This is a genomic window from Microbacterium memoriense (genome assembly GCF_025398275.1).
Taxonomy (GTDB): domain Bacteria; phylum Actinomycetota; class Actinomycetes; order Actinomycetales; family Microbacteriaceae; genus Microbacterium; species Microbacterium memoriense.
Genome location: NZ_JAODOR010000003.1, coordinates 111571 through 132339, shown reverse-complemented (window position 1 = coordinate 132339; position 20769 = coordinate 111571). Strand labels below are relative to the sequence as shown.

At 67.4% G+C, this 20769-nt stretch carries 19 protein-coding genes; 11 read left to right on the top strand and 8 right to left on the bottom strand.

Annotated elements, in window-relative coordinates; translation table 11 throughout:
* Window positions 1-14: 14 nt before the first annotated feature.
* Entirely contained in the window at window positions 15-1613 is a 1599-nt protein-coding gene (locus N4R40_RS02275; RefSeq protein ID WP_261605832.1) for an ABC-F family ATP-binding cassette domain-containing protein, read from the bottom strand.
* A gap of 224 nt (window positions 1614-1837) precedes the next feature.
* On the opposite strand from N4R40_RS02275, the gene N4R40_RS02270 reads away from it, so the two are divergent.
* The 6 genes from N4R40_RS02270 (at window position 1838) to N4R40_RS02245 (ending at window position 7535) form a co-directional block, all read left to right on the top strand.
* Entirely contained in the window at window positions 1838-2470 is a 633-nt protein-coding gene (locus tag N4R40_RS02270; RefSeq protein ID WP_261605746.1) for a biotin transporter BioY, read from the top strand.
* A gap of 171 nt (window positions 2471-2641) precedes the next feature.
* Window positions 2642-3670, top strand: a complete 1029-nt coding sequence (locus tag N4R40_RS02265; RefSeq protein ID WP_261605745.1) for an iron-siderophore ABC transporter substrate-binding protein — start codon at window positions 2642-2644, stop codon at window positions 3668-3670.
* The gene (locus tag N4R40_RS02260; RefSeq protein WP_261605744.1) at window positions 3667-4722 is read left to right on the top strand and encodes a FecCD family ABC transporter permease; all 1056 of its coding nucleotides are present in this window, start codon (window positions 3667-3669) and stop codon (window positions 4720-4722) included. Before N4R40_RS02265 ends, N4R40_RS02260 begins: the two co-directional genes overlap by 4 nt.
* Window positions 4723-4829: 107 nt before the next feature.
* Window positions 4830-5786: a FecCD family ABC transporter permease gene (locus tag N4R40_RS02255; protein WP_261605831.1), complete on the top strand. Its 957-nt coding sequence runs from the start codon at window positions 4830-4832 to the stop codon at window positions 5784-5786.
* Window positions 5783-6637, top strand: a complete 855-nt coding sequence (locus tag N4R40_RS02250) for an ABC transporter ATP-binding protein (protein ID WP_261605743.1) — start codon at window positions 5783-5785, stop codon at window positions 6635-6637. Before N4R40_RS02255 ends, N4R40_RS02250 begins: the two co-directional genes overlap by 4 nt.
* Window positions 6627-7535 (top strand): siderophore-interacting protein, encoded by a 909-nt coding sequence (locus tag N4R40_RS02245; protein WP_261605742.1) that lies wholly within the window; start codon window positions 6627-6629, stop codon window positions 7533-7535. Before N4R40_RS02250 ends, N4R40_RS02245 begins: the two co-directional genes overlap by 11 nt.
* A gap of 7 nt (window positions 7536-7542) precedes the next feature.
* On the opposite strand, the gene N4R40_RS02240 is transcribed toward N4R40_RS02245, so the two are convergent.
* The 6 genes from N4R40_RS02240 to sufB form a co-directional block, all read right to left on the bottom strand.
* Window positions 7543-8703, bottom strand: coding sequence for a MalY/PatB family protein (locus tag N4R40_RS02240; protein ID WP_261605741.1), 1161 nt, complete (start codon window positions 8701-8703; stop codon window positions 7543-7545).
* Between the two features lie 73 nt (window positions 8704-8776).
* The gene (locus N4R40_RS02235; protein ID WP_261605740.1) at window positions 8777-9106 is read right to left on the bottom strand and encodes a metal-sulfur cluster assembly factor; all 330 of its coding nucleotides are present in this window, start codon (window positions 9104-9106) and stop codon (window positions 8777-8779) included.
* Window positions 9107-9116: 10 nt separating this feature from the next.
* Window positions 9117-9887, bottom strand: a complete 771-nt coding sequence (gene sufC / locus N4R40_RS02230) for a Fe-S cluster assembly ATPase SufC (RefSeq protein ID WP_261605739.1) — start codon at window positions 9885-9887, stop codon at window positions 9117-9119.
* A gap of 11 nt (window positions 9888-9898) precedes the next feature.
* On the bottom strand, window positions 9899-10228 hold the full coding sequence (locus N4R40_RS02225; protein WP_261605738.1) for a non-heme iron oxygenase ferredoxin subunit: 330 nt from the start codon (window positions 10226-10228) through the stop codon (window positions 9899-9901).
* A complete protein-coding gene (gene sufD, locus N4R40_RS02220; RefSeq protein ID WP_261605737.1) occupies window positions 10225-11406 on the bottom strand; it encodes a Fe-S cluster assembly protein SufD in 1182 nt (393 codons plus the stop codon). Before sufD ends, N4R40_RS02225 begins: the two co-directional genes overlap by 4 nt.
* Window positions 11406-12824: a Fe-S cluster assembly protein SufB gene (gene sufB, locus N4R40_RS02215; RefSeq protein ID WP_261605736.1), complete on the bottom strand. Its 1419-nt coding sequence runs from the start codon at window positions 12822-12824 to the stop codon at window positions 11406-11408. The genes sufD and sufB overlap by 1 nt, the downstream gene beginning before the upstream one ends.
* Before the next feature lie 251 nt (window positions 12825-13075).
* Here sufB and N4R40_RS02210 point away from each other — a divergent pair, with 251 nt between their 5' ends.
* Window positions 13076-14062 carry a COX15/CtaA family protein gene (locus N4R40_RS02210; RefSeq protein ID WP_261605735.1) on the top strand — a complete coding sequence of 329 codons (987 nt, stop codon included), beginning with the start codon at window positions 13076-13078 and terminating at the stop codon, window positions 14060-14062.
* Window positions 14063-14147: 85 nt separating this feature from the next.
* Window positions 14148-14546, top strand: a complete 399-nt coding sequence (locus tag N4R40_RS02205; protein ID WP_261605734.1) for a dinucleotide-utilizing enzyme — start codon at window positions 14148-14150, stop codon at window positions 14544-14546.
* A 193-nt stretch (window positions 14547-14739) separates the two neighbouring features.
* Here the strand turns inward: N4R40_RS02205 and N4R40_RS02200 are convergent, their stop codons facing one another.
* Window positions 14740-15666, bottom strand: coding sequence for a heme o synthase (locus N4R40_RS02200; RefSeq protein ID WP_407665816.1), 927 nt, complete (start codon window positions 15664-15666; stop codon window positions 14740-14742).
* Between the two features lie 295 nt (window positions 15667-15961).
* Between N4R40_RS02200 and tkt the strand changes: the two genes are divergently transcribed.
* The 3 genes from tkt to N4R40_RS02185 are packed head-to-tail and all read left to right on the top strand — an operon-like array spanning window position 15962 to window position 20768.
* Window positions 15962-18037: a transketolase gene (tkt, locus tag N4R40_RS02195; RefSeq protein ID WP_261605732.1), complete on the top strand. Its 2076-nt coding sequence runs from the start codon at window positions 15962-15964 to the stop codon at window positions 18035-18037.
* Window positions 18034-19152, top strand: coding sequence for a transaldolase (gene tal, locus N4R40_RS02190; protein WP_261605731.1), 1119 nt, complete (start codon window positions 18034-18036; stop codon window positions 19150-19152). Before tkt ends, tal begins: the two co-directional genes overlap by 4 nt.
* Window positions 19149-20768, top strand: a complete 1620-nt coding sequence (locus N4R40_RS02185; protein WP_261605730.1) for a glucose-6-phosphate isomerase — start codon at window positions 19149-19151, stop codon at window positions 20766-20768. Before tal ends, N4R40_RS02185 begins: the two co-directional genes overlap by 4 nt.
* Window position 20769 lies beyond the last annotated feature (1 nt).

The following is a 20769-nucleotide window of genomic DNA, read 5'->3' as shown; positions in this document are numbered from 1 at the left end:
CGGGCTCACACGCATCATGCCAGGGTGATGAGGTCCGCGTAATCGCGACCCCAGATGTCCTCGACGCCGTCCGGGAGGATGAGAACCCGCTCGGGGTTGAGCGCCTCGACGGCTCCCTCATCGTGCGAGACGAGGACAACGGCACCCTCGTAGTGGGCCAGTGCTCCGAGAATCTCCTCGCGGCTGGCCGGGTCCAGGTTGTTGGTGGGCTCATCGAGCAGCAGCATGTTCGCCGACGAGACGACGAGCGTCGCGAGCGACAATCGGGTCTTCTCACCGCCGGACAGGACGCCCGCAGGCTTCAGCACATCGTCACCCGTGAACAGGAACGAACCGAGCACCTTGCGGGCCTCGGTTGCGGTGATATCCGGTGCCGCCGACATCATGTTCTCGAGCACCGAGCGGTTCACATCGAGGTTTTCGTGCTCTTGGGCGTAATAGCCGATCTTCAGGCCATGACCCGGTTGGAGTTCGCCGGTATCGGGCTGATCGACGCCCGCGAGGATTCGCAACAGAGTGGTCTTTCCCGCTCCGTTGAAACCGAGGATGACGACTTTCGAGCCGCGGTCGATCGCGAGATCGACGTCGGTGAAGATCTCGAGCGACCCGTAGGACTTCGACAGCCCGGTCGCCATGAGCGGCGTCTTGCCGCAGGGAGCCGGCTTCGGGAAGCGCAGCTTCGCGACGCGCTCCTCCTGACGGACCTCGTCGAGGCCGGAGAGCATTTTCTCCGCCCGAGCCACCATCTGGTGCGCCGCGGCGGCCTTGGATGCCTTCGCACCGAAGCGAGCTGCCTGCATCTGCAGCTGGGTCGCCTTCTTCTCGACGCCCGCGCGTTCCTTCTTGCGGCGTTCTTCGTCGGCGACCCGCTGACGCAGGTAATTCTTCCAGTTCATGTTGTAGGTGTCGATGACCTGGCGATTCGCGTCGAGGTAGAACACGCGGTTGACCGTCTCACCGACGAGCTCGACGTCGTGGCTGATCACGATCAGCCCACCCTTGTAGTTCTTGAGGAACTCGCGCAACCACACGACACTGTCCGCGTCGAGGTGGTTGGTCGGCTCGTCGAGGATCATCGAGTCGGCGTCGGAGAACAGAATGCGGGCCAGCTCGATGCGACGTCGCTGACCACCGGACAGAGTCGACAGCGGCTGGTCGAGGAGGCGGTCGGGCAATGAAAGATTGTGCGAGATCGTCGCAGCCTCGGCCTCGGCAGTGTAGCCACCGAGGGATTCGAAACGCTCCGTGAGGTGCGCATAGCGCTTCATCGCCTTCGCGGCGACCTTCTCATCGTCGTCGCCCATCGCCATGGCGGCGTCGTTCATCTCGATCGCGAGGGTTCCGAGTCCGCGCGCATCGAGGATGCGGGTGCGCGCCAGCATGGCGGGATCACCCGAACGCGGGTCTTGCGGAAGATAGCCGAGCTCACCCGACCGTTCGACTTTGCCGTCCGCCGGCGGAAGATCTCCGGCGAGCACCTTCGTCAGGGTGGTCTTGCCGGCGCCGTTGCGCCCGACGAGGCCGATCTTGTCGCCCGCCGACACGCGGAACGACACGTCCGACATGAGGACGCGGGCGCCCACGCGGATCTCGAGGTCGTGTACGGCGAGCACGTCGGACGTCCATTCTGCTGTCGTGCGGGATGCGGCCGAATGGCCAGCCACCCAGTCTACCCGTCGGTTCGTGAAGACACGGCGTGCGGCGGCGTCCGGCATTGTCAGGCCGGCACAGCGCTGCCCGCGATCTTCGGTAGACGGCGTCCAACAACTCGCGACACCCAGCCCATAGGCTGATCCACGACGCCCCGGCCGACCGGCCGCCCTGCCCAAGGAGATGCATGTCCCTCTCTACCGCCGTCCGCCGCCCTGTCCTGGCAGACCTCATCGCCCGCCCGACCGATCGGGCCCGAGCCTTTGCCCTCGACGCCGCGCTCGTCGTGGCCGGCGCGATCTTCGTTGCCGCACTCGCCCAGGTCGAGGTGCCCCTGTGGCCCGTGCCCATCACCGGCCAGACCCTGGCGGTCGTCGTCGTCGGCGCCGCCCTCGGCGCGCGACGCGGAGCCACGGCGCTCATCACCTATCTCCTCGCGGGGCTTGCCGGCCTTCCGGTCTTCGCCGGGTTCACCGGCACGATCGCTGCCGTGGCGAAGCCGAGCTTCGGATTCATCGTCGGCTTCGTTTTCGCCGCCTTCGTCGCCGGGTGGTTCGCCGAGCGCGCCTGGGACCGCAAGCCGCTTCTGGCCTTCGTCGGCTTCGTCGCGGCCAGCGCGATCCCGTTCCTCTTCGGCATCCCCTACATGGCGTTCATCCTGAACGTCGTCGGCGGCGGCTCCTTCGGCATCGGGGAGATCCTCGCATTCGGCCTCTGGCCGTTCGTCGTCGGTGGCTTCGTCAAGGCGGCCATCGCCGCGGTGTTGATTCCGGCCGCCTGGGCCGGAGTGCGCGCCGTCGACCGCAGCAAAGACGCGTAGCCCGCGCAGCGAAAAGAGCCCTGCCCCTCGCAGACACGAGGGGCAGGGCTCTTTTTTCACGTCCGGCAACCTTCAGTCGCACTGCAGTGAATTGGCCTCCACGCTCGTCGGCGAACTAAAGTTAGCCTGGCCTTACTTCAGCATCCCCACCCCACTCCACGGAGGAACCTCGTGTCCCGAATTCGCACCGCCGCTGCGCTGGCCGCCGGCGCCGCGCTCCTGCTCTCCGGATGCGCCTCATCCGCCTCAACGGACGGATCGTCGACACCCGGCGCTGCGGGCGACGCCGCTTTCCCGCTCACGATCACTCACGCCCTCGGCGAGACCACGATCGACAGCAAGCCCGAACGCATCGCCACGATCGCGTGGGGCAACCAGGACGTGGCCCTCGCCCTCGGAGTCGTCCCGGTCGGCATCGACTCGCAGGTCTGGGCCTGGTCGGGTGCTGCGGATCAGGGTGTCTACGAGTGGACGAGCGCGAAGCTCGACGAGCTCGGCGCAGACGTGCCCGTGCTGTTCGATGTCACGGACGGCCTCGACTTCGAGGCCATCTCCGACACCACCCCCGATGTCATCCTCGCGGCACAGTCCGGACTCACGGCCGAAGACTACGCAACGCTGAGCGACATCGCTCCGGTCGTGGCCTACCCCGAGATCCCCTGGTTCACACCGTGGCGCGATCAGATCACGATCAACGCGCAGGCGCTCGGCCTGACCGAAGAAGGCGATGCGCTCGTTTCCGATCTCGAGACGCAGATCGCCGACGCCACGACGGATGCCGGCCTTGAGGGCAAGACCGCGGCGTTCTTCTACGCCAACCCCACCGACCTGTCGACCGTGTCGCTCTACACCGGCGGCGACTCGCGGACGGCGTTCCTGAAGGACCTCGGCTTCGACCTCCCGCAGGTCGCGATCGATGCCGCCGACGCGGGGTCGTTCTACCTCGACTTCAGCGCCGAGAACGCCGATCAGTTGGCCGACGTCGACGTCATCGTCACGTATGGCGACGACACGCTGCTCGCCGCGATGCAGGCCGACCCGCTCTGGAGCACGCTGCCCGCCGTCAAGAACGGCGCCGTCGTCGCCGTCGGCGAAGGCGACGCGTTCAGCGCAGCCGTGACGCCCACCGCTCTGTCGATCCCGTGGGTGCTCTCGGACTACGTCACCGTGCTCAAGGAAGCAGCAGCGAAGGTCCAGTGACTTCCGCTCTCGCCACGCGACGCCGTGCATCCGCCTCCCCGGCGGGTGCACGGCGTCACGGCGTGATTCTCGCGTTCGCGATCATCGGCGTCCTCGTTTCGGTCGTCATCTCGCTGTCGTTCGGATCGCGTCCGGTCAGTGGTGCGCAGGTCATCGAAGGCATCTCGTCCTGGCTGCGCGGCGAGACACCCACCGATATCGGCGCAATCGCCGTGCAGAGCCGCATCCCGCGGACGGCGCTGGCGCTCCTCGCCGGCGCCGCGCTCGCGCTGTCAGGCGCACTCATGCAAGCGATCACCCGCAATCCACTGGCCGATCCCGGCATCCTCGGGGTGAACACCGGGGCTGCGTTGGCCGTCGTCATCGGTATCGCCTTCCTCGGTGTCTCCAGCGCGCTCGGCTTCCTCGGGCTCGCGCTGATCGGTGCGTTCGTCACCGCGTTCTTCGTCTACTTCGTGGGCTCCGTGGGTCCCGGTGGCACCACGCCGATCAAACTCGCGCTCGCGGGGGCCGCCACGACCGCCGCGCTCGCCTCACTCGTGTCAGCGATCTTGATCCCCCGTCAAGCGGTGATGGATGAGTTCCGCTACTGGCAGGTGGGCAACGTCGCCCGCGCAGACTGGGAGACGATGGGCGTCATCGTCCCGGTGCTGATCGTCGGCATCCTCATCGCATTCCTGTCGGCCTCGTCGTTGAACGCTCTCGCGCTCGGTGACGACGTTGCAGTGGGACTCGGCGTCCACGTCGGACGCATGCGCATCATCGCCGCGATCGCCGGCGTCGCCCTCTGCGCCGCGGTCACCGCACTCGCCGGTCCGATCGGATTCGTGGGCCTCATGATCCCGCACGCCGTGCGTCTGGTCTCCGGGTCCGATCAACGCTGGCTCCTGCCGCTGTCCGCCCTCGGCGGTGCGATCCTGCTCACCCTCGCCGACACGCTCGGGCGCGTGATCGGCTCTCCGGGCGAGGTCGAAGCCGGCATCATCACGGCGTTCCTCGGCGCACCCGTGCTGATCATCATCGCCCGTCGCACCCGGATGAAGGCCCTGTGATGTCGGTGCTCACGGTGGCCACGGCTCCCCCACGCTCTGCCGAACTCGACCGCGTTCGGGCGGGGAGACGTCACCGGTCGCGTCGCCGGCGGATCGCACTCGTGGCGATGGGCGCGCTCGTCATCGTGTTGTTCTGCGCGATGCTGATGCTCGGCAACACGATCTATCCGGCCTCGGACGTCATCGCCGTCTTGCTCGGCCAGCAGGTTCCCGGTGCATCCTTCACGGTCGGGGCATTGAGGCTCCCCCGCGCGCTCACCGGCATCCTCGCCGGAATCGCCTTCGGCGTCGCCGGCACGACATTCCAGACGATGTTGCGGAATCCGCTCGCCAGCCCGGATGTCATCGGCATCACCTCGGGCGCGAGTGCGGCCGCGATCCTGTCCCTCGTCATCCTGCACTGGAGCAGTGGCGCCACGATGGCTCTGGCGCTGGCGGCGGGCATCGCGACCGCTCTCCTCATCTACGGCGCCGCGCGCGGTGGGGAATCCACCGGCGGTCGCCTCATCCTCATCGGCATCGGAGTGGGGGCGATGCTCGATGCGGTCGTCGCTTACCTGCTCGTCCGCGCCGCCGTCTGGGACCTGTCGGCCGCGGCACGGTGGATGACGGGAAGTCTCAACGGCGCACGGATGGATGAGCTCCTCCCCCTCGTGATCGCCGTGGTGGTCCTCGTTCCCCTCGTGCTGCTGCTCGGGCGGGATCTGGGCGCGTTGGAACTGGGCGACGCCTCGGCGACAGCGCTCGGGGTCTCGGTCGACCGCACGCGGGTCGTCCTGATCGTCTCCGCCGTCGCCCTGGCCTGCATCGCCACGGCGACGACCGGCCCGATCGCGTTCGTCGCTTTCCTCGCCGGACCGATCGCCGCGCGGATCGTCGGCCCCGGGTCCTCCACCGTGCTCCCCGCTGCGCTCACCGGCGCGTGCCTGGTGCTGGCCGCTGACCTGCTCGGTCAGTTCGCGTTCGACACCAAATTCCCGGTCGGCGTGATCACTGGCATCCTCGGCGCGCCGCACCTCCTCTACCTGCTCATCCGAACCAGCCGCCGCGGAGGATCGTCATGACCGCCCTGCATTCACTCCGCACAGAGAACCTCGTCTCGGGATACGGACGCACCACGATCGTCGATGGCATCGACCTGGACATCCCGTCCGGAAGCATCAGCGTCATCGTCGGAGCCAACGCGTGCGGCAAGTCGACGCTGTTGAAGACGATCGCTCGTCTCCTTCCCGCGCAGAGCGGTGCCGTTCTGATCGACGGGAAGGGCATCGGCCAGATCCCGACGAAGGAGCTTGCCCGCACTCTCGGCCTGCTCCCCCAACAGCCCGTCGCTCCGGAGGGCATCGTCGTCGCCGACCTCGTCGGCCGCGGCCGACACCCGCACCAGAAGCTGTTCCGCGCCTGGACGGCGGAAGACGACCGGGCCGTCACCGATGCTCTCAGCGTCACGGGTGTCCTCGACCTCGCCGACCGAGCGGTCGACGAACTCTCCGGCGGCCAACGTCAGCGGGTGTGGATCGCGATGGCACTCGCCCAGGAGACCGACATTCTGCTGCTCGACGAGCCGACGACGTTCCTCGACGTCTCCCATCAGATCGAGGTGCTGGATCTCCTCGCGGATCTCAATGCGTCGCGGGGAACCACGATCGTGATGGTGCTGCACGACATCAATCTCGCCGCACGCTACGCCGATCACCTGTTCGCGCTGAAGGGCGGACGGCTGGTGGCGAGTGGGCCCCCGGCAGACGTCGTCACGAGCGAGCTGGTCCGCCAGGTGTTCGACCTCGACTCCCTCGTCATCGCCGACCCGGTCTCGGGGACGCCCCTCGTGCTTCCTCGAGGTCGACACCGCGTCCTCCCGCCCGCGACCACCCCCGAGCCCCTCGAAAACACAGGAGAGCCCGATGAGCGATGAACGACCGACCAGTCGCTTCTTCCGCGCCCGCGTGAACGCGATCACCGACGTCACCCCGAGCTTCCGCCGTTTCACGTTCGGTGGCGCCGACCTCGCCGACTACGGTGACCCTGGTCTCGATCAGCGCATCAAGATCGTCTTCCCGACCTCCTCGACCTCGATCGACGACATGCCCACGGGTGAGGACTGGTGGACGCTCTGGCGGGAGATGGATGAGGACCGCCGCCCCCCGTTTCGCACCTACACGACCCGCTACGTTCGCGAGGATGCCGGCGAAGTCGACGTCGACATGGTCTCGCACGAGGTCGTGGGCCCCGCTTCCGCATGGATCGCCGACGCCCGGGTCGGCGACGAAGTGCTCATCTTCGCGCCCACGACGGCGCACTCGGGGGTGTCGTACGGCATCGACTTCGTACCGCCGGCCCAGGTCGATGACATCCTCCTCGCCGGGGACGAGACGGCGGCACCCGCGATCGCGGTCATCCTCGAGCAACTCCCCCGCGAAGCCCGCGGAGTCGTGGTTCTCGAAGTCCCCGAGCCCGCCGACGCCGACTACCTCCCCCGCCATCCCGGCTTCGAGTACCGGGTGTCGTCGCGGCACCCCTCGGCGCGCCACGCGCACCTCGTCCGCGCCGTCGAGGATGCCGCGGCGATCCTCGTTCCCGCCGGCCGAGGCGCGGACGTCGAGGAGATCGACATCGATCACGACATCCTTTGGGAGGTTCCCCGGACGGCCAAGGGCGGCGCCGCACTGAAGCGCGCCCCCCTCTACGCGTGGCTCGCGGGCGAAGCGGGCGCGATCAAGACCCTGCGTCGACATCTCGTGTCGTCGCTCGGTGTCGACCGGCGTGCGGTCGCATTCATGGGCTACTGGCGGTTGGGGAAGGCCGAGGTTTAGGCGCCGGTCACGCCCGGGCGAGGGCGCCGATCCGCGCCACGGCTTCGCGCAGGACATCGGGCGAGCAGCCGAAATTGAGCCGCGCGTAGCCGGCGCCGCCCGCCCCGAACTCGGGGCCGTGGTGGAGCGCGACACGGGCGCCGGTGAGGATCGCGCGGGCAGGATCATCGCCCCAGCCGTACGCGGACAGATCGATCCAGGCGAGGAAGCCGGCATCCGGGATCGCGAAACGCGCGAGCGGCAGGTGTTCGGCGACGAGGTCGGCCAGCAGCATCCGGTTCTCGTCGAGACGCGCCAGCAACGAATCCAGCCACGCATCGGATGCTTCGTCGAAGGCGGCGACCGCCGCGATCGCGCCGAACAGTCCCGTGCGCCATTCCACTTCACGCGGGAGCCCACGGACGACGGCGGTGGTCGCGTCGGCGCCGGTGACGATCAGCGCGCACTTCAGACCCGCAAGATTGAACGCCTTCGACGCGCTCGTCACCGCATAGCCGATCTCGGCGGCGGTCGCCGACGCCATGAGGAACGGCGTGAACCCACTGCCGGGCTGTGCCAGCGGCGCGTGGATCTCGTCGCTGATGACGACCGCGCCGTACCGGGCCGCGATTTCGGCGAGGGCAGCCAGGCTCTCCTTCGCGTGCGCGGTTCCCGTCGGGTTGTGCGGGTTGCACAACAACACGGCGCGCGCGCCATCCGCCAGCGCCGTCTCGATCCCCTCCAGGTCGAGCAACCAGCCGTCGTCCGAGGCGAGCAGTGGCACGTCCTGCGGCACGCCGCCGGCCTCTTCGATGCAGAAGAAGAACGGCGGATAGACGGGCGGAGTGATGACCACCCGGTCACCGCGCGTCACCGTGGCACGGAGGAGCTCGACGACGCCCATCATGACATCGCCGGTCCAACTCACGCGCTGCGGTTCGATCTCCCAGCCGAAACGACGGCGTGCGAATCCGACATACGCCGAGCGGACTCCCGGATCCGGCGGCGTGTAGCCGGTGTCGCCGATCTCGACCGCTTCGGCGAGGACCGCGCGGATCGGTTCAGCGAGCGGGAAATCGGTCTCCGCGACGAACAGCGGCAGAACGTCCTCCGGGAAGGTCCGCCACTTCGTGCTCGACCGACGTCGCAGGGTCTCCAATGGCAGGGCGTCCAGGGGGGCGATACTCACCCGTCGAGCCTATCGCCGAGGTTTCGATACGCGACGCTCCGCGCCGCTACTCAACCTGAGTCGCAGACGCATCTCAAATAGCGAAGCCGAGAGCGCGCATCATGTCGCGGCCGTCGTCGGTGATGCGCTCGGCACCCCACGGCGGCATCCACACCCAGTTGATGCGGAAACGGTCCACGACGTTGTCGAGGGCCTGCGCGGTCTGCTCTTCGAGAACGTCGGTCAGCGGGCACCCGGCCGACGTCAGCGTCATGTGGATGACGAGCGCGTCGTTCTCCTGATCCCAGCTGAGGTCGTAGATCAGGCCGAGATCGACGACATTGATGCCGAGCTCGGGGTCCATGACCTCTTTGAGCGCTTCGGTGACGTCGTCGTACTTCTCCGGGCTGAGCGTGTCCGTCATGACGTCGATCCTAGGCCTCGATCGGTGCAGCGGGGTCGAGGTAGCGGTCGTAGCCCTCGTTTTCCAGACGGTCGGCGAGCTCGGGCCCGCCTTCTTCGACGATCCGGCCGGCCACCATGACGTGGACGAACTGGGGAGTGATGTAGCGCAGGATCCGCGTGTAGTGCGTGATGAGGAGCACACCCAGATCGGTGGCGTCCTTCGCGCGGTTCACGCCCTCGGAGACGATCTTCAGGGCGTCGACATCGAGGCCGGAGTCGGTCTCGTCGAGGACGGCGATCGCGGGCTTGAGGAGCTCGAGCTGCAGGATCTCGTGCCGCTTCTTCTCGCCACCGGAGAAGCCCTCGTTGACGTTGCGCGCCGCGAACTTCGGGTCCATCCGGAGGTTCTTCATGGCCTGCTTGACGTCCTTCGTCCACGCGCGGATGGCCGGAGCCTCGCCCTCGACGGCGGTCTTGGCCGTGCGGAGGAAGTTCGTGACGGTGACGCCGGGGATCTCGACCGGGTACTGCATCGCGAGGAACAGGCCGGCGCGCGCGCGCTCGTCGACGGTCATCGCGAGGACGTCCTCGCCGTCGAACGTGATCGTGCCGCTGGTGACGGTGTACTTGGGGTGACCGGCGATCGTGTAGGCGAGGGTCGACTTCCCCGACCCGTTGGGCCCCATGATCGCGTGGGTCTCACCCGTGCGGACCGTCAGGGTCACGCCGTTGAGAATGGGGGTCTCACCGGCATCCGTCGTGACCGTCACATACAGGTCGCGGATCTCGAGAACAGCCATGGTTTTCCTTTTCAGTTCACTTCTTTGGTCACGTGCGGATCGATGAGGATGTCATCCCCGTCGATCGTGACGTTGTAGACAGGGACCGGCTCGTAGGCCGGGAGGTTCAGCGGGCGGCCGGTACGCAACGAGAACGCGGAGCCGTGCGCCCAGCACTCCAGGGTGTCGCCCTCGACGAAACCCTCGGCCAACGAGATGTCGCCGTGCGTGCAGGTGTCACCGATCGCGTGCACTTCGCCCTCGGCGTCGAGCACGACCGCCATGGGGATGCCGTCGATCACGACGCGCACCGCGGCATCCTGTTCCAGCTCGCTGAGCTTCAGCACCTTCTGCGCGCTCATGCGAGCTCTCCTGCGGCGAGCTCCGCCTCGACGGCAGCGGACAGCTCGGCCTGAAGATCGGGGAGATCGATCCGCTGGACGATTTCACTCAAGAATCCGAGCACCACCAGTCGCCGTGCCTCGTCTTCGGAGATCCCGCGGGCCTGCAGGTAGAACAACTGCTCGTCGTCGAAACGACCGGTCGCGCTCGCGTGGCCGGCGCCGATGATGTCGCCGGTTTCGATCTCGAGGTTCGGGATCGAGTCGGCGCGTGCACCGTCGGTCAGCACGAGGTTGCGGTTCGCCTCATACGAGTCTGTGCCCGCGGCGTCGCGACCGATCAGCACATCGCCGATCCAGACGCTCCGCGCACTCGCGCCCTGCAATGCGCCCTTGTAGAGCACGTCGCCGGTCGTGTGCGGACCCTTGTGGTGCAGGTAGACCTGGCTCTCCAGGTGCTGTCCGGCATCCGCGAACGACAGCCCGTACAGGTAGCCGCGTGAACCCGCGCCGGCGAGTTCGACCGAGGGATTCACCCGGACGAGCGCGCCGCCGAGGCTGACCACGAAGTGCGTCAGGGTGGCGTCGCGATCGACGCGCGCCTGATGTGCGGCGAGGTGCACGGCGTCGGCGTCCCAGCGCTGGACGGAGATCACGGTCAGGTTCGAGCCGTCGCGCGCGATGATCTCGACGTTCTGGGCGTGGCGGGCGTCACCGTCGTGTCGAAGGACGACCGTCGCACGCGAGTTCGCCTGCGCCTCGATCACGACGTGCGCGTGCGCCACGCCGCCGGTGCCGGTCAGGTGGACGATGACCGGTTCGGTCAGCTCCACGCCGGCCGGAATCCGGATGAGAGGAGCTTCCTCCTCCTGAGTCCACGCGATCGCGCTCGAGAGGTCTTCCGGGCGGAAGTGCTCGCCGCGCGGCGCTTCGCCGACCTTGAGCCGGAGCTGTTCCACCTCGGCCGGTGCGCTCACGTCGACGGCCATGACGCCGTGCGGCGCAGGCTCATCGACGAAGAGCTCTTGCACGAGGGGCAACGGCGTGTGCTTCCAGTTGACCTCACGGCCCGTCGGCACCCCGAAATCGGCCGGGTCGAAGGAGCGCGGACGCTCCGAGCGGGTCTGCACCGGCACGAATGCCGCGGCAGGGTCGATGTGGCCCTCCACGTGGGTGGGGGCCTCGGTTGTTGTCGTCATCAGCCGACGGATCCTTCCATGCCCATCTCGATGAGCTTGTTCAGCTCGAGGGCGTACTCCATAGGCAGTTCCCGAGCGATGGGTTCGATGAAGCCGCGGACGATCATGGCCATGGCCTCGTCTTCGGGCATCCCGCGGCTCATGAGGTAGAACAGCTGTTCTTCGCTGACTTTCGAGACCGTGGCCTCGTGGCCGAGCTGCACGTCATCGACACGGATATCGATCGCCGGGTACGTGTCCGAGCGCGACTTCGTGTCGACGAGCAGCGCATCGCATCGCACGGTGTTGGCCGAGTGGTGCGCATTGGCTTCCACGCGGACCTCGCCGCGATAACCGGCTCGCCCACCACCGCGGGCGATCGACTTCGACACGATCGAGGACTGCGTGTACGGCGCCATGTGGATCATCTTGGCGCCGGCGTCCTGGTGCTGACCGGGGCCGGCGAACGCGACCGAGAGAGTCTCACCCTTCGCGTGCTCGCCCACCAGGAAGATCGACGGGTACTTCATCGTGACCTTCGATCCGATGTTGCCGTCGATCCACTCCATCGTCGCGCCCTCATGGGCGACGGCGCGCTTGGTCACGAGGTTGTAGACGTTGTTCGACCAGTTCTGGATGGTCGTGTAGCGCACGCGTGCGTTCTTCTTCACGATGATCTCGACGACCGCCGAGTGCAACGAGTCGCTCTTGTAGATCGGCGCCGTGCAGCCTTCGATGTAGTGGACGTACGAGCCCTCGTCGGCGATGATCAGGGTCCGCTCGAACTGGCCCATGTTCTCCGTGTTGATACGGAAGTACGCCTGGAGGGGGATCTCGACGTGGACGCCCGGAGGGACGTAGACGAAGGACCCACCCGACCAGACAGCCGTGTTCAACGCCGCGAACTTGTTATCGCCGGCGGGAATCACGCTACCGAAGTACTCTTCGAAGAATTCCGGGTGCTCACGGAGCGCCGTGTCGGTGTCCATGAAGATGACACCCTGCGCCTCGAGTTCCTCGTTGATCTGGTGATAGACCACTTCGGACTCGTACTGCGCAGCAACACCCGACACCAGACGAGCGCGCTCTGCCTCGGGGATGCCGAGGCGTTCGTACGTCTCGCGGATCTCCTCGGGGAGGTCCTCCCACGTCTGCGCCTGCTTCTCGGTCGACCGCACGAAGTACTTGATGTTGTCGAAGTCGATTTCGCTGAGGTCCGCGCCCCACGTGGGCATGGGCTTGCGGCCGAAGAGCTGGTAGCCCTTCAGGCGCGTCTTCAGCATCCATTCGGGTTCGTCTTTCAGCGCGGAGATTCCGCGGACGACGTCCTCGTTGATCCCGCGTTGCGCGACGGCGCCCGCGGCATCCGCATCGTGCCACCCGAACTCGTACGTTCCGAGTCCTTCGAGCTCCGGCCGGTCGATCAGCACATCCGACATGGCTTGCCTCCTTCTAGACCCAACGGTGTCATCCGTTCCGACATTCCTTGCCTCTCGGGAGTGAGCGAGGGGTGGGATGCCGCTTTCAGGGCTGTCTGCGTCTTATCAGTGCACACGGGTCGCGCGCTTAGACTGTGAGTGGGCGCGACGCGTTGAGAGTCGCCGTGCCCACCCCTCAAGTCTACAGGCAACGCCCTCCCCCGGACGTGGCCGGCGCCCATTCACAGGCGCGCACCCAGGAGGCGACAGTCATGTCCCACGTCCCCACCGTTGAATCGCCACCGGCAGCCCGCGCGACCGTCATCGGCCGTCTGTACGAGCGACTCCCGCAGCGTATCGGCCGTGGCACCCGGGTCATCGCGTGGCTCGTCCTGATCAGCAACATCGTCATCGTGGGCACGGGCGGACTCGTGCGCTTGACCGGATCGGGCATGGGGTGTGAGACGTGGCCGTACTGCACGTCGGAGTCGCTCGTGCCGACCGCCGAGCTCGGCATCCACGGACTCATCGAGTTCGGCAACCGCACGCTCACCGGCGTCCTGGTGATCGTCGCGCTGCTCGCTTTCCTCTCGGTGCTGCGACTGCGCACGGAGCGTCCGGAGCTCATGAAGCTGACGCTGGCGATCGGCTTCGGCATCATCCTCCAGGCCATCATCGGCGGCATCACGGTCTGGCTGCATCTTCACCCGAGCATCGTCGGGTTCCACTACCTGGTCTCCGCGGTGCTCGTCGCCCTCGCGGCCGTCTACGTGTTCCGCGTGTACGCCGAACCCGGCCCCCGACGCGTCGCGGTCCCGCGTCGATACGCGCTCCTGGTCCATCTGACGAGTGCCGCCACCCTGGTGACGGTGCTCGTCGGCATCCTGCTGACCGGATCCGGTCCGCACGCGGGCGACGATCAGGCTGCCCGAAACGGTCTCGACCCGATCTTCTGGCAGCACGTGCACAGCTGGCCGGCCTACGTGCTCTTCGCCCTGACTCTGCTGCTGTTCGCCGGTTCCTTCCGGATGCCGGGGATCCTCCGACTCCCCCGATGGACAGGTCTCCTCCTCGCGGTCGAGGTCATCCAGATCGCCGTGGGTCTGTGGCAGGCGCGCACCGGTCTCCCGATCGCGCTCGTGAACATCCACATGGTGCTCGCTGTCGTCCTGGTCGCCGCCATGACCGCCGTCGTCCTGCACATCTCGGCGCCACGCGCCGTCATCGCGGTCGGTGAAACGTCCACAGCCATTTCATAGGGTTCGCTGGGCACCTACACGGAACCGTCCTCCAGGGTGGATGAGTCGTGCGCTCGCACGATGTGAACCCCGAGGAGTCTCCCCTATGACCATCACCCGCCCCCGCCTGACGCGTAGCGTCCCGTTCTGGATTCTTCTGGGCGGTTCCGTCGTGTCGATCGGCGCCGGCGCCTTTGTGCTCGTCGAGAAGCTGGGCACCATGGCGACAACCCTCGCCGACGGCACCGCGACGGGCGTCGAGGTCTACGCCGGACAGATCTGGGCCGTGCTGGGCGCGATCCTGGTCGGCGCCGGTCTGATCGGCCTGGCCCTTGCCGCCACGCTCGCCACACTGCGCTCCTTCGCGCCGGTCGCACCGGTCGAGGTCATCGACGCTCCCGCATGGGTGGAAGCCGACGAGTCGGTCGCCACGCGCACCGAGGACGTCACGCACACCGAGGACGTCACGCACACCGACGAGGCCGACGCCCCGATCGCACGCTGACCCTCGCGGGACCGAAGACCTGCACCCCGGACCAGTTCCGGGTGCAGGTCTTCTGCGTTGCGGGGACAGCATCCGCACCCGCGCGCGACACCGGAATCGGACGGATGCCGCAGATTCGGATACCCGCGGTGACATCACCCGAATCCGGTGACATCACCCGAATCCGGTGACTGCCGCGGAGCGCGGCCAGCGGTCAGAACGGCAGAAGCGGGTCGACGGCGATCGCGACGAACAGCAGCGTGAGGTACGTGATGGATGCGTGGAAGACACGCATCGGCTTGATCTGCTCGCCGCGCACCGCACGGTTGTAGAGCACGTGCGACTCGTAGAGGAACCAGCCGCCGAAGACGAGCGCCGAGACGGTGTAGACCACGCCCATGCCGGCCACCGGAATCAGCAAGAGCGAGCACGCAATCGTCGCCCATGCGTAGAGGATGACCTGCAGCCCCACCTGGATGCCGTCGCGCGTCGCGCCGAGCATCGGAACGTCGGCCTCGGCGTAGTCACCCTTGTACTTCATCGACAACGGCCAATAGTGCGGCGGGGTCCAGAGGAAAACGAGCACGAACAGGATCAACGAGGCCCAGGACAACGATCCGGTGACAGCCGACCATCCGATCACCACCGGGAAGCAGCCCGCGATTCCTCCCCAGACGATGTTCTGTTCGGTACGTCGCTTGAGGATGATCGAGTAGATGACGACGTAGAAGAAGATCGCCGCAACGCTGAGCGTCGCCGCCATCCAGTTCGTCGTCACCCACAGCCACACGGTGGAGACCACGGCCAGCGTCCAGGCGAACACCAGCGCACCCCGGGGCGAAACCTCGCCGGTGACCAGCGGGCGATTCTCGGTGCGTCGCATCTGCGCGTCGATGTCGCGATCGATGTACATGTTGAACGTCGCTGCCGAACCGGCGCTCATCGCACCGCCGATGACGGTGGCCAGGACCAGCCAGAGGTTCGGCATGCCGCCCTGGGCGAGGATCATGACCGGAACCGTCGTCACCAGCAGAAGCTCGAGAACGCGAGGCTTCGTCAGCGTCACATAGGCGCGGACCTTTCGGCCCACGGTGCGGGCCGAGGAGTCCTGGGGGACCTCGCGCGTCGTCGTCACGTTCATCGCCTCCGCCGCAGTCCTGTGATCTCCCCCAGTCTACGACATGTGCTTCTGCGGCCGGCCCCTCACATCGACACCCCGTCGTGCGTGAGGGAGCGGACCCACGCGCGACACAGTCCAGACACACCGCTCTGCGGCACGTGCGCAAGACTGCGTCACATCGAAGCGCGCATGACCTCTGGCGCACACCACTTCGCTAAGCTGAAACCACAGGCGTCCCCCAGCGCCGGATGCGCGTGATCGCTGCGCTCCGGAGTTGCGTGTCGGATGCACTCCCCCTCTTGTGAAAGGGCACCACGTGTCGGAACTGCGCTGGGATGACATCGATCGACGTGCGGTGGACACCGCCCGAGTACTCGCAGCGGATGCGGTGGAAAAGGTCGGGAACGGCCACCCCGGCACGGCGATGAGCCTGGCCCCCGCCGCCTATCTCCTGTACCAGCGGGTGCTGCGGCACGACCCGACCGACACCGATTGGCTCGGCCGCGATCGCTTCATCCTGTCGGTCGGCCACTCGTCGCTCACGCAGTACGTGCAGCTGTACCTGGGCGGGTTCGGACTCGAACTCGATGACCTCAAGGCGCTGCGCACGTGGGGATCGCTGACCCCCGGCCACCCCGAGTACGGCCACACGAAGGGCGTCGAGATCACGACCGGCCCGCTGGGCCAGGGTCTGGCTTCGGCCGTCGGTTTCGCCTACGCGGCACGCTATGAGCGTGGACTCTTCGATCCGGAGGCTGCGCCCGGTACGAGCCCGTTCGATCACTTCGTCTACGCGATCGCCGGCGATGGGGACCTGCAGGAGGGCGTGACGAGCGAAGCGTCGAGCCTGGCCGGACACCAGGAGCTCGGCAACCTCATCGCGATCTACGACTCCAACCAGATCTCCATCGAGGACGACACCAACGTCGCCTTCACCGAGAATGTCGCGCAGCGCTACGAGGCGTACGGCTGGCACGTGCAGACGGTCGACTGGAAGAAGACCGGTGAGTACGTCGAGGATGTCGCCGCGCTCTTCGCGGCGATCGAAGCGGCGAAGGGCGAGACGTCGAAGCCGTCGCTGATCATCCTGAAGACGATCATCGGCTGGCCGTCCCCCGGCAAGCAGAACACCGGAAAGATCCACGGCTCCGCCCTCGGTTCCGACGAACTGGCCGCGACCAAGAAGGTGCTCGGGTTCGACCCCGAGCAGTCTTTCGTCGTCGCCGACGACGTCATCGCACACACGCGCAGCCTCGCGGAACGCGCTGCCGAGACGCGTGCCGCGTGGCAGGCGGACTTCGATGCCTGGGCGGCCGCGAACCCCGAGCGCAAGGCTCTCCTGGATCGCCTCGAATCCGGCGCGCTGCCGGAAGACCTCTCCGCGCCGACGTTCGAGGCGGGCAAGGCCGTGTCGACCCGGGCCGCGTCCGGAACGGTGATCAACGCACTCGCCGAACAGCTCCCTGAGCTCTGGGGCGGCTCGGCCGACCTCGCCGAGTCGAACCTGACGACGATCAAGAGCGCGAAGAGCTTCATCCCGGCCGAGTGGTCGACCCATGAATGGTCGGGCGATCCGTACGGACGTGTGCTGCACTTCGGCATCCGCGAACACGCGATGGGCGCGATCGTCAACGGGATCAAGCTCCACGGCCCCACCCGCCCGTTCGGTGGGACATTCCTGATCTTCTCCGACTACATGCGCCCTGCCGTGCGTCTGGCCGCGCTGATGGACATCCCCTCGGTGTTCGTCTGGACGCACGACTCCGTCGCCCTCGGCGAGGACGGGCCCACGCACCAGCCGATCGAGCAGATCGCCACGCTCCGCCTGATCCCGAACTTCACGGTCGTCCGTCCGGCAGACGCCAACGAGACGAGCGCCGCATGGGTCGAGATCCTGCGTCGCCAGGGCGGGCCCACGGGCATCGCGCTGACACGTCAGAACATTCCCGTGTTCCCGCGTGGCGAAGGCGGCTTCGCCACGACCGAGGGTGTCGCGCGCGGCGCCTACGTGCTGGTGGATGCCGAGGGTGGCACCCCCGACGTGATCCTCATCGCCACCGGTTCCGAGGTCCAGCTCGCCGTCACGGCGCGTGAGACCCTCGCCGCCGAGGGAATCCGCGCTCGCGTCATCTCCGCTCCGTCTCTGGAATGGTTCGACGAGCAGGATGCCGCGTACCGCGAATCCGTACTTCCCGCCGCGGTGAAGGCCCGGGTGTCGGTCGAGGCCGGCTCGACGCCGCTGTGGCGCACGATCGTCGGAGACACCGGTCGCTCGATCGGAATCGATCACTTCGGCGCATCGGCCGATTACCAGACCCTGTTCGAGAAGTTCGGCGTCACCGCCGAAGCGGTCGCCGAGGCGGCCCGCGCAACTGTCAAGGAGAACGCATGAGCACGCCCACTCAGGACCTGTCCGCCGCCGGTGTCAGCATCTGGCTCGACGATCTCTCGCGCCAGCGCATCACGACCGGAAACCTCCAGGAACTGATCGACTCCCACGACGTCGTCGGCGTGACGACCAACCCGTCGATCTTCCAGGCGGCGATCAGCGCCGGTATCGGCTACGAAGAGGCCATCGCCGCGCAGGCGAGCGCGGGAGCGTCCACGGACGACACGATCTTCGCCCTGACGACAACGGATGTGCGCGATGCCTGCGACATCTTCCGCCCGATCTACGACGCGACCGCCGGCGTCGACGGACGCGTGTCGATCGAGGTCTCGCCCGACCTCGCGCACGACACCGCGGCCACGATCGCGGAGGCCAAGAAGCTCTTCGCGACGGTCGACCGTGCCAATGTCCTCATCAAGATCCCCGCCACCCAGGCGGGCCTCCCGGCGATCACCGAGGTCATCGCCGCGGGTATCTCGGTCAACGTGACGCTCATCTTCAGCCTGGAGCGCTATGCCGAGGTCATCGACGCGTACCTCGCCGGTCTCGAGCGCGCCCATGGCGGCGATTTCGATCTCTCGAGCATCCACTCGGTGGCGTCCTTCTTCGTCTCGCGCGTGGACACCGAGGTCGACAAGCGTCTGACTGCGATCGGTACCGACGAGGCCCTGGCGCTGAAGTCAAAGGCGGGTCTGGCGAACGCCCGACTGGCGTACGAGCTCTTCGAGCAGAAGTTCGGCGAGAAGCGCGCGCAGGACCTCGTCGCGCTCGGCGCGAACGTGCAGCGGCCGCTCTGGGCCTCGACCGGTGTCAAGGATCCGGCGCTCCCCGACACGCTGTATGTGACCGAGCTCGTCGCCCCCGGCACCGTCAACACGATGCCCGAGAAGACCCTCGCCGCGACGAGAGATCACGGCGTGATCACGGGTGACACGATCACCGGCAACTACGCCGACGCGCACGCCGTGTTCGATGACCTCGCCGCGATCGGCGTGGACCTCGTCGACGTCACTCAGCTGCTCGAGGACGAGGGCGTCGAGAAGTTCATCGCCTCGTGGCACGACCTTCAGGGCACCGTCACGGCGGCGCTCACGGGTGCTCCCGAGAGCCAGCGATGAGCTTCGAGATCCACGTCTCGGGACACGTCAAGGACGTCGTCGCCGCGACCCTCCCGGGCCTCGTCACCGATCTCGTCGCGAGCGGGATCACAGCGGAAGACCCTGATCTCTGGGGTCCGGATGCGGCGGCCGAAGCGGGCCGGCGACTCGGCTGGGTGCAGGCCGTCTCGGTATCGCGCCCGCTCGTCGCCGAGATCGAGGCGCTCCGCGCCGACCTCGTCGCGCGGGGAATCACGCGCGTGGTCCTCGCCGGCATGGGCGGATCGTCCCTCGCGCCCGAAGTCATCGCCGCAACGGCGGGCGTTCCGCTCGTCATCCTCGATTCGACCGCTCCGGGCCAGGTCCTGGCAGCGCTCGACGGCGACGCCGAGGCCGGTGATCTGACCCAGACCGTCCTGGTCGTGTCCTCGAAGTCGGGCTCCACCGTCGAGACCGACTCCGCGCGGCGGGCATTCGAAGCCGCATGGACCGATCTCGGCATCGACCCTGCGGAACGGATCGTCGTCGTCACGGATCCCGGATCTCCGCTCGAGGCGTCTGCCCGCACCGCCGGCTACCGCGTCTTCCCCGCGGATCCGACGGTCGGCGGCCGCTACTCCGCGCTCACGGCGTTCGGTCTGGTTCCGACCGGCCTCGCGGGTGTCGACATCTCCGAGCTCCTCGATGAGGCCGAAGCGACGCTTCTCGAGGTCGCCATCGATGACCCTCGCAACCCGGCGCTGGTCCTCGCGGCCGCGATCGCCGGGGGCACGCCGCGGCGCGACAAGCTGGGCCTCGTCAGCGACGGTACGCACATCGTGGGCCTGCCCGATTGGATCGAGCAGCTCGTCGCCGAATCGACGGGGAAGAACGGAACCGGCATCCTCCCGGTCGTTCTGCTGCCCGTCTCCCCGGAGGTCGAGCAGACTCCCGCGGATATGCAGATCGTCCGCCTCGTCGACGATGCCGTCCATTTCCACATCCTCGAGCAGCACCCCGATGAGGTTCTCATCAGCGGCTCGCTCGGCGCGCAGCTGGTCGTCTGGGAGTACGCCACGGCCATCGCGGGTCGCATCCTCGACATCAACCCCTTCGACCAGCCCGACGTCGAATCGGCGAAGGACGCCACACGTGGTCTGCTCGATGCCCGACCCGAACCCACGGCGCCCGCCTTCACGGTCAACGGTGTCGAGGTCCGCGTCTCCGATCCCGCCCTTGCAGCCTCGGGCACACTGCCCGGAGTGCTCGATGCCCTCTGGCAGCACGTCGGCTCCGATGGCTACGTTGCGATCCAGGCTTATGTCGATCGTCTCGCGCTGCCGCAGCTGTCGGGCTTGCGCGAACTCGTCGCTGCCGACAGCGGCCGCCCGACGACGTTCGGATGGGGTCCGCGGTTCCTGCACTCGACCGGCCAGTACCACAAGGGTGGTCCCGCCACGGGCGTCTTCCTGCAGATCCTCGAGGCCGGCGATGTCGACCTCGAGATCCCCGCGCGCCCGTTCACGTTCGGCCAGCTGATCGCGGCGCAGGCCGCGGGCGACGCCGCTGTGTTGATCGCGCAGGGTCGCCCCGTCGTCACGCTCACCCTCACCGATCCTCAGGCCGAGGTCCTTTCGCTGTTCGAAGCAGCCCAGTAGG